The organism is Duganella vulcania (genome assembly GCF_009857655.1).
In the GTDB taxonomy this organism is placed as follows: Bacteria; Pseudomonadota; Gammaproteobacteria; order Burkholderiales; family Burkholderiaceae_D; genus Rugamonas; species Rugamonas vulcania.
Window position 1 is genome coordinate 45,332 of the sequence record NZ_WWCX01000040.1, and the last position, 14,012, is coordinate 59,343.

Annotated in this window: 11 protein-coding genes and 1 pseudogene; 2 read left to right on the plus strand and 10 right to left on the minus strand. The window is 64.4% G+C overall.

Features of this window, described 5'->3' with window-relative positions:
• Positions 1-61: 61 nt before the first annotated feature.
• The 4 genes from ntrC to glnA all read right to left on the minus strand — a co-directional run bounded on the left by ntrC (position 62) and on the right by glnA (position 4,760).
• Positions 62-1,555 (minus strand): nitrogen regulation protein NR(I), encoded by a 1,494-nt coding sequence (ntrC, locus tag GTP90_RS20190; RefSeq protein ID WP_161085214.1) that lies wholly within the window; start codon positions 1,553-1,555, stop codon positions 62-64.
• A gap of 69 nt (positions 1,556-1,624) precedes the next feature.
• Positions 1,625-2,719, minus strand: coding sequence for a nitrogen regulation protein NR(II) (gene glnL, locus GTP90_RS20195; protein WP_161085215.1), 1,095 nt, complete (start codon positions 2,717-2,719; stop codon positions 1,625-1,627).
• Complete coding sequence (locus GTP90_RS20200) at positions 2,716-3,219, minus strand: DUF4124 domain-containing protein (protein WP_161085216.1); 504 nt, start codon at positions 3,217-3,219, stop codon at positions 2,716-2,718. The genes glnL and GTP90_RS20200 overlap by 4 nt, the downstream gene beginning before the upstream one ends.
• A gap of 125 nt (positions 3,220-3,344) precedes the next feature.
• Entirely contained in the window at positions 3,345-4,760 is a 1,416-nt protein-coding gene (glnA, locus tag GTP90_RS20205; protein WP_161085217.1) for a type I glutamate--ammonia ligase, read from the minus strand.
• Between the two features lie 311 nt (positions 4,761-5,071).
• On the opposite strand from glnA, the gene GTP90_RS20210 reads away from it, so the two are divergent.
• Complete coding sequence (locus GTP90_RS20210; RefSeq protein ID WP_161085218.1) at positions 5,072-5,530, plus strand: rhodanese-like domain-containing protein; 459 nt, start codon at positions 5,072-5,074, stop codon at positions 5,528-5,530.
• A gap of 3 nt (positions 5,531-5,533) precedes the next feature.
• Here GTP90_RS20210 and GTP90_RS20215 read toward each other — a convergent pair whose 3' ends face one another.
• From GTP90_RS20215 to GTP90_RS20240, 6 genes are all read right to left on the minus strand, one after another.
• Positions 5,534-6,898, minus strand: a complete 1,365-nt coding sequence (locus GTP90_RS20215; protein WP_161085219.1) for a TAXI family TRAP transporter solute-binding subunit — start codon at positions 6,896-6,898, stop codon at positions 5,534-5,536.
• Positions 6,899-7,038: 140 nt separating this feature from the next.
• The gene (locus GTP90_RS20220) at positions 7,039-10,158 is read right to left on the minus strand and encodes a transglycosylase domain-containing protein (RefSeq protein ID WP_161085224.1); all 3,120 of its coding nucleotides are present in this window, start codon (positions 10,156-10,158) and stop codon (positions 7,039-7,041) included.
• 354 nt (positions 10,159-10,512) lie between these two features.
• Complete coding sequence (locus tag GTP90_RS20225) at positions 10,513-11,298, minus strand: competence/damage-inducible protein A (RefSeq protein WP_161085220.1); 786 nt, start codon at positions 11,296-11,298, stop codon at positions 10,513-10,515.
• 15 nt (positions 11,299-11,313) lie between these two features.
• Positions 11,314-12,126, minus strand: a complete 813-nt coding sequence (locus tag GTP90_RS20230) for an EI24 domain-containing protein (protein ID WP_161085221.1) — start codon at positions 12,124-12,126, stop codon at positions 11,314-11,316.
• On the minus strand, positions 12,126-13,121 hold the full coding sequence (locus GTP90_RS20235) for a sterol desaturase family protein (protein WP_161085222.1): 996 nt from the start codon (positions 13,119-13,121) through the stop codon (positions 12,126-12,128). Before GTP90_RS20235 ends, GTP90_RS20230 begins: the two co-directional genes overlap by 1 nt.
• Positions 13,118-13,921 (minus strand): polysaccharide deacetylase family protein, encoded by an 804-nt coding sequence (locus GTP90_RS20240; protein WP_161085225.1) that lies wholly within the window; start codon positions 13,919-13,921, stop codon positions 13,118-13,120. The genes GTP90_RS20235 and GTP90_RS20240 overlap by 4 nt, the downstream gene beginning before the upstream one ends.
• Here GTP90_RS20240 and GTP90_RS37620 point away from each other — a divergent pair.
• Positions 13,909-14,012: pseudogene (locus GTP90_RS37620) on the plus strand (isocitrate dehydrogenase kinase/phosphatase AceK regulatory subunit); the annotation flags it as partial. The gene GTP90_RS20240 and the pseudogene GTP90_RS37620 sit on opposite strands and share 13 nt — an antisense overlap.

Consider the following 14,012-nt stretch of genomic DNA (forward strand, 5'->3'; position numbering starts at 1 on the left):
TTCGTCAGCCAAGAGCTTACCTCAAACCGGCGCGCGGGCGCCGTTTGAAGGCGGCGCCGTATCAATCGTCCTTGGCGCCGTCGATGCCGAGTTCGGCGATCTTGCGGGTGATGGTGTTGCGGCCTATGCCCAGCCGTACCGCCGCGTCGTTCTTGCGGCCATGCGTGTGCTTGAGCGCGGTGCGGATCAGCGCCGACTCGAACTGCCGGCCCAGCACCGCCATCACCTCCTGCTGTCCGCCGCTGAGCATGGTGGCGGCCTGCGCCTCCAGCAATCCCAGCCAGGCGTCCGGCACGCCGGCCGCCGGCTGCGCGCTGGCGGCCTCGGCCACCGGCACCGACATCACCGTGCCGTGGTGCTGGATCGGCGCGTAGCTTTCCGACGGCGCCGGCGCGTGGCCCTGCTCCTGGGTCAGCTCGAGCGGCAGGTCCTTCACCTCCACCGTCTGGCCGGGCGCCATCACCGTGATCCAGTTGCACAGGTTTTCCAGCTGGCGCACATTGCCCGGCAGGTCCAGGCCGCTGAGGAACTGCAGCGTGGCGTCGCTCATGCGCTTGGCTTCCACGCCCAGCTGCTTGGCGCTCTGCACCAGGAAGTGGCGCACCAAAATAGGGATGTCCTCGCGCCGCTCCCTCAAACTGGGCAGGCGCAAACGGATCACGTTCAGGCGGTGGTACAAGTCCTCGCGGAACAAGCCTTCGCGCACGCGCTGTTCCAGGTTCTGGTGGGTCGCGGTGATCACGCGCACATTGGCCTTCAAGGGCTGGTGGCCGCCGACGCGGTAGAAGTGGCCGTCCGACAGCACGCGCAGCAGACGCGTCTGCAAATCAAAGGGCATGTCGCCGATCTCGTCGAGGAACAGCGTGCCGTTCTCGGCCTGCTCGAAGCGGCCGCGGCGCGTGGTCTGGGCGCCGGTGAAGGCGCCGCGCTCGTGGCCGAACAATTCGGATTCCAGCAAGTCCTTCGGGATCGCCGCGGTGTTCAAGGCGATGAAGGGCTGCGACGCGCGCGGGCTGTGCTTGTGCAGCGCGCGCGCCACCAGCTCCTTGCCCGAGCCCGATTCGCCGGTGATCAGCACCGTCACGTTCGATTGCGACAACCGGCCGATGGCGCGGAACACTTCCTGCATCGCCGGCGCCTGGCCGAGAATCTCCGGCGTTTCCGACGGGCCCGATTCAACGCTGGTCTCGCGCAGGCTCTCGTCCAGCGCGCGGCGGATCAGCTCGACGGCCTTGTCGATGTCGAACGGCTTGGCCAGGTATTCGAAGGCGCCGCCCTGGAAGGCCGCGACGGCCGAGTCCAGGTCGGAGAAGGCGGTGATGATGATGACCGGCAGGCCGGGGAAGCGCGACTTCACCAGCTGCAGCAGGTCGAGGCCGGAGTCGCCCGGCATGCGGATGTCGGACACCAGCACCTGCGGCGTCTCGAACTCCAGCGCGGCGATGGCGTCGCGCGCGTTGGCAAAACTCTTGGTGGCGAGGTTTTCCCGCGCCAGCGCTTTTTCCAGTACCCAGCGGATCGATTCGTCGTCGTCTACTATCCAGATTGGCTTCATGTGTTGTATGTATCCCGCAATATGGATCGTCAATCAAGGGACTCGGCATCCGCCCCTGCTTGCCAGGGCTTATGGCAACGGCAGCAGGATACGGAAGTCCGTGTATCCAGGCCGGCTCTCGCACTCGATCACGCCCATGTGCTGCTGCACGAAGGTTTGCGCGAGGGTCAAGCCCAAGCCGCTGCCGCCCTCCCTGCCCGATACCAAGGGGTAGAAAATCCGGTCGCGGATCTGGGGTGCGATACCCGGTCCATTGTCGATGATATGCAAGTCTAATGCCAGCCCGTAGCGGACCTTGGCCAGCGTGACCTGGCGAGCCACGCGCGTCTTGAAAACGATCTCCGCATCGCCCGCCTCGATGCGCGCGGCCAGCGCCTGGGCGGCGTTGTGCGCGATGTTGAGCACGGTCTGGATCAGCTGTTCCTTGTCGCCCCGGAACTCGGGAATCGAGGCGTCGTAGTCGCGCAGGATGGTCAGGCCGGACGGGAACTCGGCCAGCATCAGGCTGCGCACGCGCTCCAGCACTTCGTGAATGTTGACGTCGCCGACGATGTGCGGCCGGCGGTGCGGCGCCAGCAGGCGGTCGACCAGGGTCTGCAGCCGGTCCGCCTCCTTGATGATGACCTGGGTGTACTCGCGCAACTGGCCGGCGTGCAGCGCCGGCAGTTCCATCTCCAGCAGCTGCGCCGCGCCGCGGATGCCGCCCAGCGGGTTCTTGATCTCGTGCGCCAGGTTGCGGATCAGCTCCTTGTTGACCTGGCTCTGGTCGAGGATGCGCTCCTCGCGGTCCAGCTTGAGGTGCTGCAGGTGCTCGCGCAGTTCGATCAGCACGTGGCCGGCCGGATCGTCCAGCGCCGAGACGATGCTGTGCACATGCAGCGGATCGCGGCCGGCGCGCTCCAGCGTCAGGTCCTGGCGCAGGTCGGAGAACTTGTGCTCGCGCGCCTGCGTGCAAATGTTGTCGAGCTCGCTGGGGTTGAGGAACTGCGCGCTCAGCGTCTGGCGCGACAGGGCCTTGAGCGAGCTCTCCAGCAGATTCTCGGCGGCCGCGTTGGCATACACGAAGCGGCCCTCGGGGTCCAGCAGCACCACGGCCGAGGCTAGCAGCTCCAGGCCCGCCAGGGCGGCCGGCCGGTGCTTGCCGGCGTTATGTAGACTCGTCATCGGATGTTCGCGATCTCACGTTTCAATGCTTCGATATTTTTTTCCGAGCGGCTGATGCTGTCGCGCATGCCGGCCACCCGGTCCAGGTATTTGGCGTAGTTGCGCTCGTCGCCGCGCCGTTCCGGCTCGCCATTGTTGAACTCCTTGCGCAGCTCGGCCAGCTTTTGCGTCTCGCTCTTGAGCTCGTCCTCCAGGATGCCGCGGCGGTCGGCGTCGCGCGCGCGCTGCTCGGCGCTGTCGACGCGGGGAAAATCGCCCGGCGTGGTGACCGGCGCCGGCACGTTGCCGCGCGCAGGCGCGGCCTGGCGGCGCGGCGGCGCCGGGATCACGGCGCCCGGCAAATCCATGGACTTGCAATGGCTGCCGCGGTTGACGTCGGTGTACTCGATGCTGCCGCTGGGCGATACGCATTTGTAGATCTGCGCCTGGGCCTGCATCGCAATGCAGCCCAGCAGCGCCAGCGACGCCATCGACACGCATCGTTTCAAGCTAGTTGTCATTCGAAATCCATGGGTGAAACTATCCATCCCGAATATACAACATCCAAAGAAAAACGCGGGGAAAGCCATGCTCGCCCCGCGTTTTTTGCTGCGCTACAGGCACCGGCGTGGCCGATGCGTTGCTATTACAGCGAGTAGTACATGTCGAACTCGGCAGGGTGAGTCGTCATGCGCATGCGCTGGACGTCCTGCATTTTCAGTTCGATGTAGGCGTCGATCATGGAATCGCTGAACACGCCGCCACGGGTCAGGAACTCGCGGTCCTTGTTCAGTGCGTCCAGTGCCTCTTCCAGCGACGAGCACACGGTCGGGATCAGCGCGTCTTCTTCCGGCGGCAGGTGGTACAGATCTTTCGATGCTGCCTCGCCCGGGTGGATCTTGTTGGCGATACCGTCCAGGCCGGCCATCAGCAGCGCGGCGAAGCACAGGTACACGTTGGCCAGTGGATCCGGGAAGCGGGTTTCGATACGGCGGCCTTTTGGATTGGCCACGTGTGGAATACGGATCGAAGCCGAACGGTTACGGGCCGAGTACGCCAGTTTGACCGGTGCTTCGAAGCCTGGAACCAGACGCTTGTACGAGTTGGTGCCTGGGTTGGTGATCGCGTTCAGCGCCTTGGCGTGCTTGATGATGCCGCCGATGTAGAACAGCGCGGTTTCCGACAGGCCGGCATAGCCGTCGCCGGCGAACAGGTTGACGCCGTCTTTCCAGATCGACTGGTGCACGTGCATGCCGGAACCGTTGTCGCCAACGATAGGCTTAGGCATGAAGGTGGCGGTCTTGCCATAGCTGTGGGCCACGTTCCAGACCACGTATTTCAGGTTCTGGGTCCAGTCGGCGCGCTCGACCAGGGTCGAGAACTTGGTGCCGATTTCGTTCTGGCCGGCGCCGGCCACTTCGTGGTGGTGCACTTCGACCGGGATGCCCAGCGATTCGAGGATCAGGCACATTTCCGAACGCATGTCCTGGAAGCTGTCCACTGGTGGCACTGGGAAGTAGCCGCCCTTGACGGTCGGACGATGGCCGCTGTTGCCGCCTTCGATTTCCTTGTCGGTGGTCCACGAAGCTTCGTCGGAATCGATCTTGACGAAGCAGCCGGACATGTCGATCTTCCAGCGCACGCTGTCGAAGATGAAGAACTCTGGCTCCGGGCCGAAGTAGGCGGTGTCGCCCATGCCGGACGATTTCAGGTAGGCTTCAGCGCGCTTGGCGATGGAGCGTGGATCGCGGTCGTAACCCTTGCCGTCCGACGGTTCGATCACGTCGCACTGCATGAACAGGGTGGTCTCTTCCATGAACGGGTCGATGTTCGCGGTGTTTGGATCTGGCAGCAGAATCATGTCCGAAGCTTCGATGCCTTTCCAGCCGGCGATCGAGGAACCGTCGAAGGCGTGGCCCGATTCGAACTTGTCGATGTCGAAGTGCGACACAGGCACGGTGACGTGCTGTTCTTTACCACGGGTGTCGGCGAAACGGAAATCAACGAATTTGACTTCGTTTTCCTGGACCATTTTCAGAACTTCTGCGGCTGTCATTGCCATGCGTATCTCCTAAAGGAATGTGGGGCTCGTGCGCTCTTGGTAAGCAGTATCCGTGCCAGCCCAAACTTCCGGGGCTTGTGTCGGTAGCGTCTTTGAACTCGCCGCCAAATGAATCTAAAATTCACGGGGAAGTCCAAGTGACGCTATTTGAGGCAGTTCAACACCGCACCAACTCAGTGCATATTCGAGATTTTGCACCGTATCTGTGCATTTCGGGAAATTTCCCGAAAATTGCACGGCTTTGGTGCGCCTGCGTGTGGTGCGTACGCAGGAGGCCTATAATAAACTCAAACTTATTTCTGGAACATGACATGAGCAAAATAGACGATATTCTTGCGCTGGCGCGCAGCCGCAGCAAAGACTGGCCCTATGCCGGCGCCGTCACGCCGCAGGAAGCGTATGAATTGGTCAGCGCGGACAACGCGGTCAAGCTGGTCGATGTACGCACCCATGCGGAGCGCGACTGGGTCGGCCGGGTGGCCATTCCGGAGGCCCAACATGGTGCGGTGCAGTGGAGCCTGTATCCGGGCGGGATCGCCAATCATGAATTCATCGAGCAGCTCAATTCGGTGGCGCGCAAGGACCAGGTGATCCTGTTCCTGTGCCGCTCGGGCGTGCGCTCGCGCGGCGCGGCCAAGCTGGCCACCGAGCACGGCTACCAGCACTGCTACGACATCCTCGAAGGCTTCGAGGGCGAGAAGGACGAGCGCGGCCACCGCAAGAACATCAACGGCTGGTGCAAGGCTGACCTGCCCTGGATCGGCGCCTAGGTTCTACACCGCCGCGGCCTCGTCCGGAGCGGGCGCCGACTCGCCCATCAGGAACTGGATACGCTTGCGCACGAACTGGATGTGGCTGCGCAAGCCGTACAAGCCATCCGCGAACGACAGCGGGATCGACACCTGGTTGACCAGGTCCTCGATCTCGTTCAGGCGCACCAGCTGGCGTTCATAGACCTGCATGCGGATCTCCTCCGGCGCCTCCTCCACCGCCTGCTCCACCGCGCGCAGCTGGCCGTACCAGCGGTACACGCGCGAACGGATGCGCCACACATACAGCGGCGGCACCACCTTGGACAGCGGCAGGATCAGCGCGCCCAGCGCCACCACCACCACCCACATGCGGTCGAGGAAATTGGCCAGCCAGAACGTCATGTAGCGCTGCAACAGCGGCGGGCCGCTCTTGTAGTACTTGGCCGCCTCGGCGTCGACCGGGATCTCGGTGTACTTGGCCGACGGGAACTGGCCCTGCTGCGAGAACCATCCCGCGCCGCCGTGGATGCTGCTGGCCGCCTGCACGAACAGGTCCACCAGCGCCGGATGCAGGTCGTCGCGCGCCACCAGCGTGGCGGTCGGGGCGATCAGGTTGTAGTCCTCGGCCGGGATATCGCGGCCCAGGTCGACGATCCCCTGCGGCAGCACCACATGCGTCAGGAACGGCAGCTTGCGCGCGTACGCTTCGGCCTGGTTGAAATTGAACAGCTTGATGCCCGGCGTTTGCAGCAGCATCTGGATCAACGGCGCTTCCGGCGCCGAGGTGAACACCAGGCCGTCGATGCGGCCCTCCAGCAGCTCCACCGTGGCCGGCGTGTTGGCCAGCGAGAAGCGCTCCACCTCGCCCTTCTCGACGCCGTTCAGCTCCAGCACCTGGCGGAACAGGCGCGGCGCGCCGGCGCCCTTGGGGCCGTAGTTGATCTTCAAGCCGCGCAACTGGGTCAGCTGGGTGATGGGCAGCTTGCCCTTGGTCTCGCGCAGGAACAGCCACAGCGGCTCGACAAACAGGCTGCCCAGCGAAGTCAGGCCTTCACGCTCGGCCGCCTCCTCGTTGGTGGAGCCGCTCTGGACGAAGGCGATATCGACCTCGCCGGCCTTGAGGCGCCTGAGGTTTTCGCCCGACCCGGCGGACGGCACCAGCGTCACCTTCACACCGTGCTTGGCCAGCGCGGCCGCGTATTTCTTGCCGAATTCCGAATAGGCGCTGTTTTCCTGGCCGGTCGCCAGGCGCACCGTGCGCGGCGGCTGCGGGTCCACCAGCCAGTAGGCCAGCGCGCAGACGCCGGCGATCAGGGCGATGGAAGGAGCGGCGGCGACAAACAAGTCCCGCAACGAAAACTGCGTGAACTTGAGGATTTTGGACATGTGGTGGCGTATCGGTTTCATGGGCTGATACATTGCCCACAAATCAACGTGGGGTCAAGTCTGACATTCGGACACGTGCTCAGCCGTAGGACGCGCCTACGCTAGAGCTCGTGTCCGAATGTCAGACTTGACCCCAATGTTTAGCCGCCGCAAGCTTGCAGGGGCGGCGTGGTGGATGCGGTGGCGTTGCCGCCGGTTTTGACGATCGCCGGCGGCACAGCCCCCGGCTTGGCGACCGGATGCGGTTCGATCAGCGGCATCAGGCTAGGCGCCAGCACCACCAGCAACTGCACCGGCAGCGCGCTGGTGAAGTCGTAGTGCTTCGAGTCCGGCCCGTGCACGTAGGCCGTCATTGAGCCGAAAAAGCGCTCGCCGATGTTGAACACAAACGTCGCCGAGCGGTTCACGTAGCGCGATTCAATCAGCCGTCCGCCGCCACCGTACACGTCGAAGCGCTGGTCGCCGGTGCCGGTCTTGCCGCCCACCGGAATCACCTTGCCGTCCGAGCCGACAAAGGCCATGCGCGCCCGCTTGGCGGTGCCGTCCGACACCACGCCGCGTATCGCGTCGGCCACCACGCGCGCCACTTCCGGCGATATGACCTGTTCGTTGGTGGTCGGTTTGGCCTTGCTCACGATGGTCTCGTACGGCGTGCCCTCGGCGAAGTGCAGCGAACTGATACGTTGGCTGGTCTTGCGCACGCCGCCGTTGACGATAATCCCCATCAGCTCCGCCAGCGCGGCCGGACGGTCGGCCGACGCGCCCAGCGTGGTCGCATACGACGGCACCAGCGATTCAAACGGATAACCCATCTTCTTCCACTGCTTGTGGATTTCCATGAAGCCTTCCACCTCGATCAGCCCGGCGATGCGCTTGTCCTGCGCGTGCTTGTGGTGGGTCTTGAACAGCCACTGGTAGACCTCTTGCCGTTCCTTCTCGCTGGCGGCCGTCATCTGCGACAGCGTCGCGCCCGGATGCAGGCGCATGTACGCCGCCATCCACAGCTCCAGCGGGTGCACGCTGGCCAGGTAGCCGCGGTCGGCCAGCGACCATTTGTCGATCGCGTACTGGTCGTACAGCTTGGCCACGCGCTCTTCCGGCACTTCGTTTTGCGACGGCAGGTTGTCCTTCAGGAAGGCGGCGAACTGCTGCTGGCTGGCCAGCGGATACACGGTGCGGTGGATCACCGCCAGCCGCACCGGCGTGCTGCGGATGTTGGCCAGCAGGATCTTGTCCAGCTCGGACTCCGGCTTGCCCTTGTACTTCAGGTAGAAGCGCGCCAGGAATTCCTTGCCTTCCTTGTCGGCGAAGCGCGCCAGGTATTGCGCGCGGCGCGGGTCGTCCGAGTCGGCCAGCAGCGACGCCGACGAACCCGGCGTCTGGAACATGTAGTACTTGGCCACGTCGCGCATCAGGCGCACAAACACCAGGTTGGTGGAGTGGCGCAGCGCCTCGGTCACGGTCAGGATCTTGCCGTTGTCTTCCTTGGAGAAGTTGCCGAAGTGGTGCAGGCCGCCGCCGGTGAAGAAGCCCTCGCCCGGATTGCCGGAATACTTGCGCTCCATGGCCGCGTTCAGCATCGGCGTCAACTCGCGTCCGCCCTTGTCCAACGGCAGCGCCTTGAAATACTCCAGCGCCCATTGCGACAATTTATCCTGCGGATCGACCGTCACCTTGCCCAGCGCGGCCGCGTCCATGCCGCCGAACTTCTTGTGCAATTGGTCGACGATGTCGAGATAGGTCACCAGCGTGCGCAGCTTGGCGGTCGAGCCCAGGTCCAGCTTGGCGCCTTCGTTGATGTCCAGCGGCTGGTCGAAGTTGTCCGTCTGCAGGCGCAGCAGGTTGTTCTGCTCGCCCTTCTCCAGCAAGGTGAAGCTGTACACCACATTGGCCGGATCGCCATTGCCCAGCATGCCCTTGCCGGTCAGGCCGGCGGCCTTGGCCTTCTCGGGGTCGCGCAGGTCGCGCAGCACCTGCGTGACGGCGGTCTGCGCCTGCGCGTCCAGCGTGCTGACCACGCTCAGGTCGAGGCGGTCCAGGTTGTACATGCGGTTGTCGCCCAGCAGGTTGGCCAGGTGGTTGCGGATCGCGTTCGACGCCTTGCGCGACACGAAGGTCATGGCCGGCGCCGACTCCACGCCGTTGCCGGTGGCCGGATGCAGCTTCTGCTGCAAGGCCATGTCGCGCATGGCCGGCGTGATGATGCCGTCCTGCGCCAGGATGCGCAGGTGGCTGTTGGCCAGCACCTCCAGGTCGGCCGCGCCGTTGCCCAGGTAGTAGCTGGGGCGGCGCTGCGCGATCATCAGGCTCAACGCTTCCTTGTAGGTCAGCGCGGTATCCGCGTCGGGATTATCGAGCTTGCCACCGAGCAGGCGGTTGAAGTCGGCGAAGCTGCGGCCGTACCACACCCACATGCCGTCGCCAATGCCGTTCACTTCGCCGTAGCCGGGCTTGGCCGACAGCGGCACCGTGTTGAGGTAGTCGATCACGATGCGGCGCCGCGCCTTGGTGGTGTCCGGCCCGTCCTGGTAGGAGCGCAGGCTGGCCGAGACCATCTGCTGCAGCTTGTCCTTCATCGAGCCGGTGCGTCCTTCCGGCGAGTGGCGGTATTTTTCGATCTGCGTGGCCAGCGTGCTGCCGCCCGCCGCGCGGTGGCCGCCGGCGACCGAACTGACGCTCTTTTCAATCACGGCCTTGCCCAGCCGGTCCCATTCGACAGCCGGATTGCGGGTCGGATATTTGGTGTCGAGCAGCTCGCGGTTTTCAATGAACAGCAGGCTGTTGACCAGCGCCATCGGCGCCTGCTCGAACTTGTTGTAGACCCGCTCGGGATAGCTGGCCGCGAACAGCTGCTGCGCGCGGCAGTCGTAGATCGTCAGGCCGGTCTTGGTCTTTTCGCGGTAGGTGGCGAACACGCCCATGTCGGCCAGCTCGGCCATCTTGGGCGAGATGCGCACCTGCGCGCTGACCTGGTAGTCGCGCGCGCTCAGCTTGCCCAGGTAGTCCGGCAGGCCGGCGTAGCCGAGCCGCTCGTCGTACGGGCTGTCTTTCGGGAAGCGGATCGATTTGCTCGGGCCCGGTTCCATCTTGTACGTCATCTTGCCGACCAGGTCGGTGAAGATGCGCGCCTGCATGCTGGAGGTGCGGGTCTCCTGGATGCCCCAGTACACCGCGAACGACAGGCCGACCAGCAGCACCAGCAGGAAAGCGTTGCGCGAGCGCTTGCTCTTCGGTGGTGCGGTGGGCGGCGGCGCGTCCATCTGGGCCTGGGCCAGGTGGGCCTCGGTCTGCTCGGGAGTGGGGGCTGGCACGACACGCAAGTGCCGTGGACGGCGATAGCCAAACGCTGCGGCGCCTGCGCGCAATTTGCGCACTGCGCGGACAACAAGACGGGGCCGGCGGAAACGACGATTGCTTAACATATGATTCAAACCGGTCAGCTGTTTCAGTAAAACTTACTCGGACTTGCTAGCTTCCATTGCACCACATCGGCGGCGCGTCAACCGCCGCGAAGGCAGAATAATTTCACTGCGCGGTTTGTTTTTCGCAAAAAAACAACGGCGCTCTCTCCGAGGAAAGAACGCCGTCCGGACCCATCTGATAGCAGTGTGATACTAGGTGTTGCTGAACTCTACATTCATCTTCTTGAGCTCCGCGCACAAATGCAGAAACGCTGTGGCTGTCTGGGCCGCTTCGCCTTTGACCCCCAGCTCGATATGCCGGCGCGTGTTGGCGTCGCCCACGCTCGGCAGGCTGAACACCTTCACGCGCGGGAACTGCGCCTCGATCGCCACCATCAGCGGCGTCAGCGCCGATTCGGCCGCCTCGTACACCAGCACCGACTGCTCCAGCCGAGGCTCGCGGTTGAACAGGTCGGCGTAGTGGTTGTCCAGCACCCACTCGATCATCGGCCAGGCCATCACCGGGAAGCCCGGCACGAAGTAATGCTTGTGCAGCGCGAAGCCGGCAACGTTGTTGTATGGGTTAGGAATCAGCGCCGCGCCCTGCGCGAACTCGGCCATTTTCAGGCGGTGCAGGTTTTCTTCCGAGTTCAGGTCGACCTCCTGTCCGGCGTCCTTGCCCATTTGCAGGATGCGCTGCTGGATGTTGATCTTGCCCTGCTCGTGCATCACCAGCGGCAGGCCCAGCGCGTTGGCCGCGGCCAGGCGCGTGTGGTCGTCCGGCGTGGCGCCGATGCCGCCGCAGCAGAACACGATGTCGTCGCTGGCGAAGGTGCGCTTGAGCGTGGCCGTGATGCGCTCGGGATCGTCGGCCAGGATCTCGGCCCAGTTCAGCTGCAGGCCGCGCGCCGCCAGCATCTGCACGACTTTGGGGAAATGCTGGTCGACGCGCCTGCCGGACAGGATTTCGTCGCCGATGATGATGAGACCGATCGCCATGCTTGCCTGCTTTCTTTAAGGGGTGGACACCAGCGCCTCGGCGCGCAAGCGCGCCAGCGCATCGAGACAATAATACGCAAACCACAAGCCGGTGAAAATAAACACCAGCACATACAGCCAGATCGACGCCGCCGCCACGAAGGGAAAGAACGCCACCGCCAGGCTGCCGCCCAGCCAGATCGAGCCTGGCAGGGCGCCGGCCAGGCCGGAGATCACGCCGATTGCCAGCAGGCGCCAGCGGTGCTCGGCCAGGATATGGCGGCGCTCGTCTGCCGAGGCGTAGTCGGCCAGGGCATCATAGACCATCACGCGGCAGGTCAGCCAGCCCCACAGCAGCGCCTGCACAACCATCGCCAGCGGCGGGAAGAAGTACAGCGGCAGCGTGACGATCCACAGGCCGATGAAGATCGCCATGCCGCCCAGCGCGGTAACGGCGCTGCCGACCAGGCTGCCGCCCTTGCGCTGCTCCAGCTGCGGGTAGTGGCGCAGGCCGACGTGGCGGCCGATCAGCGGCATGGCGATCACGCCGATGAAGATCAGCGCGGTCAGGATCATCAGCGGCAGGAACAGCAGCATGGCGATCAGCGGCGGCATCACGGTCTTCAGGAAGGCCAGGCCCAGCGAGGTGAGCAGGTTGCCGGCCGGCGCGAACAGGTTGTGCTCGGCGAACTGCGCGTGCACATAGTCGATCAGCGGCTGCAGCCAGAAGTACAAGGCCACGGCCCACACGCCGACCGCCAGCAGGAACGGCGCCAGGCTCATCGCCAGCATCTTGCCATGCCATTGCGACAGGAAGGCGCGCCCCCAGGAACGGATTACATTGCTCATCAGACCACATCCTTGCGTGCGTATTCAACCATGCGCTTCAGGCCCAGCCACTGCTGCGACCAGAAGCCCTTGCCGTACTCGCGTCCCGGCGTGACCGTGCCCTGGGCGTCGGTCTGCGGCAGCTGGTCGCGGATGCCGGTGGCGACAAAGGCCGGCGTGAAATTGGCGGTGCGGAAAATGATGTCCCAGATCGGCAGCAGCACGGCGAAATTGCAGCCGCCCAGCGTGCCCTTGCCGTGCGATTCGTGGCCGACGCCGATCGCGTGGTGCATGCGGTGGTAGCGCGGCGACACCAGCAGCCATTCGCCGACGCGGCCGAAGTGAATGCGCACGTTGGCGTGCTGCAGGCTCTGCAGGATGCGCGAGACCGACACCAGCATCACGTACTGCGACGGCTCGACGCCGATGCACAGCGCGATCACGCCCATGTAGACGTCGCGCAGCAGGTCGTCAAGCAGGTGGTTGCGGTTGTCGCTCCACAGGTTCATGTTCTGCTGGCTGTGGTGCAGGCCGTGCAGGCCCCACCACCAGTTGAACTGGTGCGAGGCGCGGTGGTACCAGTAGTCGAAGAAATCCAGCACGACGAAATACACCAGGAAGGCGCCCAGCGGGCTGATGCCGGGCCACAGCGATTCCAGGTTGAACGGATGGAAGCTCTCGAAGCGCAGCATGGCGGCCAGGCTGTCCAGCAGCGGATCGAGCGTGAAGAAGATCAGCACCGAGAACAGGCCGACGCGGTGCAGCACGGTGTAGATGAAGTCGTTCCAGCGCGCGCGCGGGTCGGTGATCTTGTGCACCGGGATCATCGCCTCCAGCGGACGCAGCACCAGGAACAGCAGGATCAGCTCCAGCACGCCGATCAGCAGCCATTCGGTGCCCTCGAACGCTTCCTCGACGAACTCGCCGAAGCCGAGCTGGAACACCAGCGGCTGGATCACCGTCTCGAACAACCAGCCTTGGGCGACGCCCAGCCAGTCGGAAAATAATTGCATCATGGGTGTTTCGAACTCGGCTTGAACTGTGAAAGATAGTCAGGATGCTCGCGCAGCGTGGCGAAGCAATAACCTTTTTGCTCCAGGCCGCTGATCAGCGGCTCCAGGTTGGCTGGCGCCCACGCATCCTTGCGCGACCAGATGCCCATGTGGGCGACAAAGATGTCGCCATCCCGCAGATCGCGCAGGGACTTTTGCAACAATACCGCATTCGGGTAGGCCGTGCTGGAGAGCTCGTCGCCGGAGAAGCCGGCCGGCGCCCAGCCCACGTGGGCGTAGCCGCAGGCCTGCGCCGCGGCCAGCGAACGCGGCGAGGTGCGGCCGGCCGGCGCGCGCCAGATCGGATCGAGGTGCTTGCCGGTCAGTTCGACGAAGCGCTGGTCCACGCGTTTGATTTCCTCGCAATACTGCGCCGGCGTCAACGTCTGCACCTTGCCGGCGTGCGCGCCGAAGCCGGGCTTGACCTGCAGGGTGCCGTCGGCGCCGTCCCTGACCAGCACGTCGTGGTCGAAGGTGTGGGAGCCAATCGCATGGCCCTCGGCCACGCGGGCCTTCCAGTAGGCCGACCAGGCCGGGTCCAGCGAATAATCGCCGTTGATGGTTTTCTCGTTGGCCAGGAAGAAGGTGGCCTTGATCTGGTGGCGCTTGAGCGTGTCGGCGATCAGTTCGGCCTGCGACTGGCTGCCGGTGTCGAAGGTCAGGTAGATGGTGCCTTTGCAGGCGCTGTGGCGCAGCAGCGCCGCTTGCGGCTTGGCGCCGGCGGCCGATGCGGCCGTCGCTGCGGGTGCCTTCGCTGTTGCCAGATCGGATCCTCGGCCTGCAAAAGCAGGGCAAGACGCTGTTCTACCGCGACTACCTGCAGCACCTGAAGCACTCGTCCGACCTGTTCGACAT

What these genes read in the sequence shown, in the direction of transcription:
- ntrC (WP_161085214.1), bottom strand. Translation starts at nt 1,555, where the DNA reads ATGAAGCCAATCTGGATAGTAGACGACGACGAATCGATCCGCTGGGTA.
- GTP90_RS20210 (WP_161085218.1), top strand. Translation starts at nt 5,072, where the DNA reads ATGAGCAAAATAGACGATATTCTTGCGCTGGCGCGCAGCCGCAGCAAA.
- GTP90_RS20225 (WP_161085220.1), bottom strand. Translation starts at nt 11,298, where the DNA reads ATGGCGATCGGTCTCATCATCATCGGCGACGAAATCCTGTCCGGCAGG.
- GTP90_RS20235 (WP_161085222.1), bottom strand. Translation starts at nt 13,121, where the DNA reads ATGATGCAATTATTTTCCGACTGGCTGGGCGTCGCCCAAGGCTGGTTG.
- glnA (WP_161085217.1), bottom strand. Translation starts at nt 4,760, where the DNA reads ATGGCAATGACAGCCGCAGAAGTTCTGAAAATGGTCCAGGAAAACGAA.
- GTP90_RS20200 (WP_161085216.1), bottom strand. Translation starts at nt 3,219, where the DNA reads ATGACAACTAGCTTGAAACGATGCGTGTCGATGGCGTCGCTGGCGCTG.
- GTP90_RS20220 (WP_161085224.1), bottom strand. Translation starts at nt 10,158, where the DNA reads ATGGACGCGCCGCCGCCCACCGCACCACCGAAGAGCAAGCGCTCGCGC.
- glnL (WP_161085215.1), bottom strand. Translation starts at nt 2,719, where the DNA reads ATGACGAGTCTACATAACGCCGGCAAGCACCGGCCGGCCGCCCTGGCG.
- GTP90_RS20230 (WP_161085221.1), bottom strand. Translation starts at nt 12,126, where the DNA reads ATGAGCAATGTAATCCGTTCCTGGGGGCGCGCCTTCCTGTCGCAATGG.
- GTP90_RS20215 (WP_161085219.1), bottom strand. Translation starts at nt 6,898, where the DNA reads ATGTCCAAAATCCTCAAGTTCACGCAGTTTTCGTTGCGGGACTTGTTT.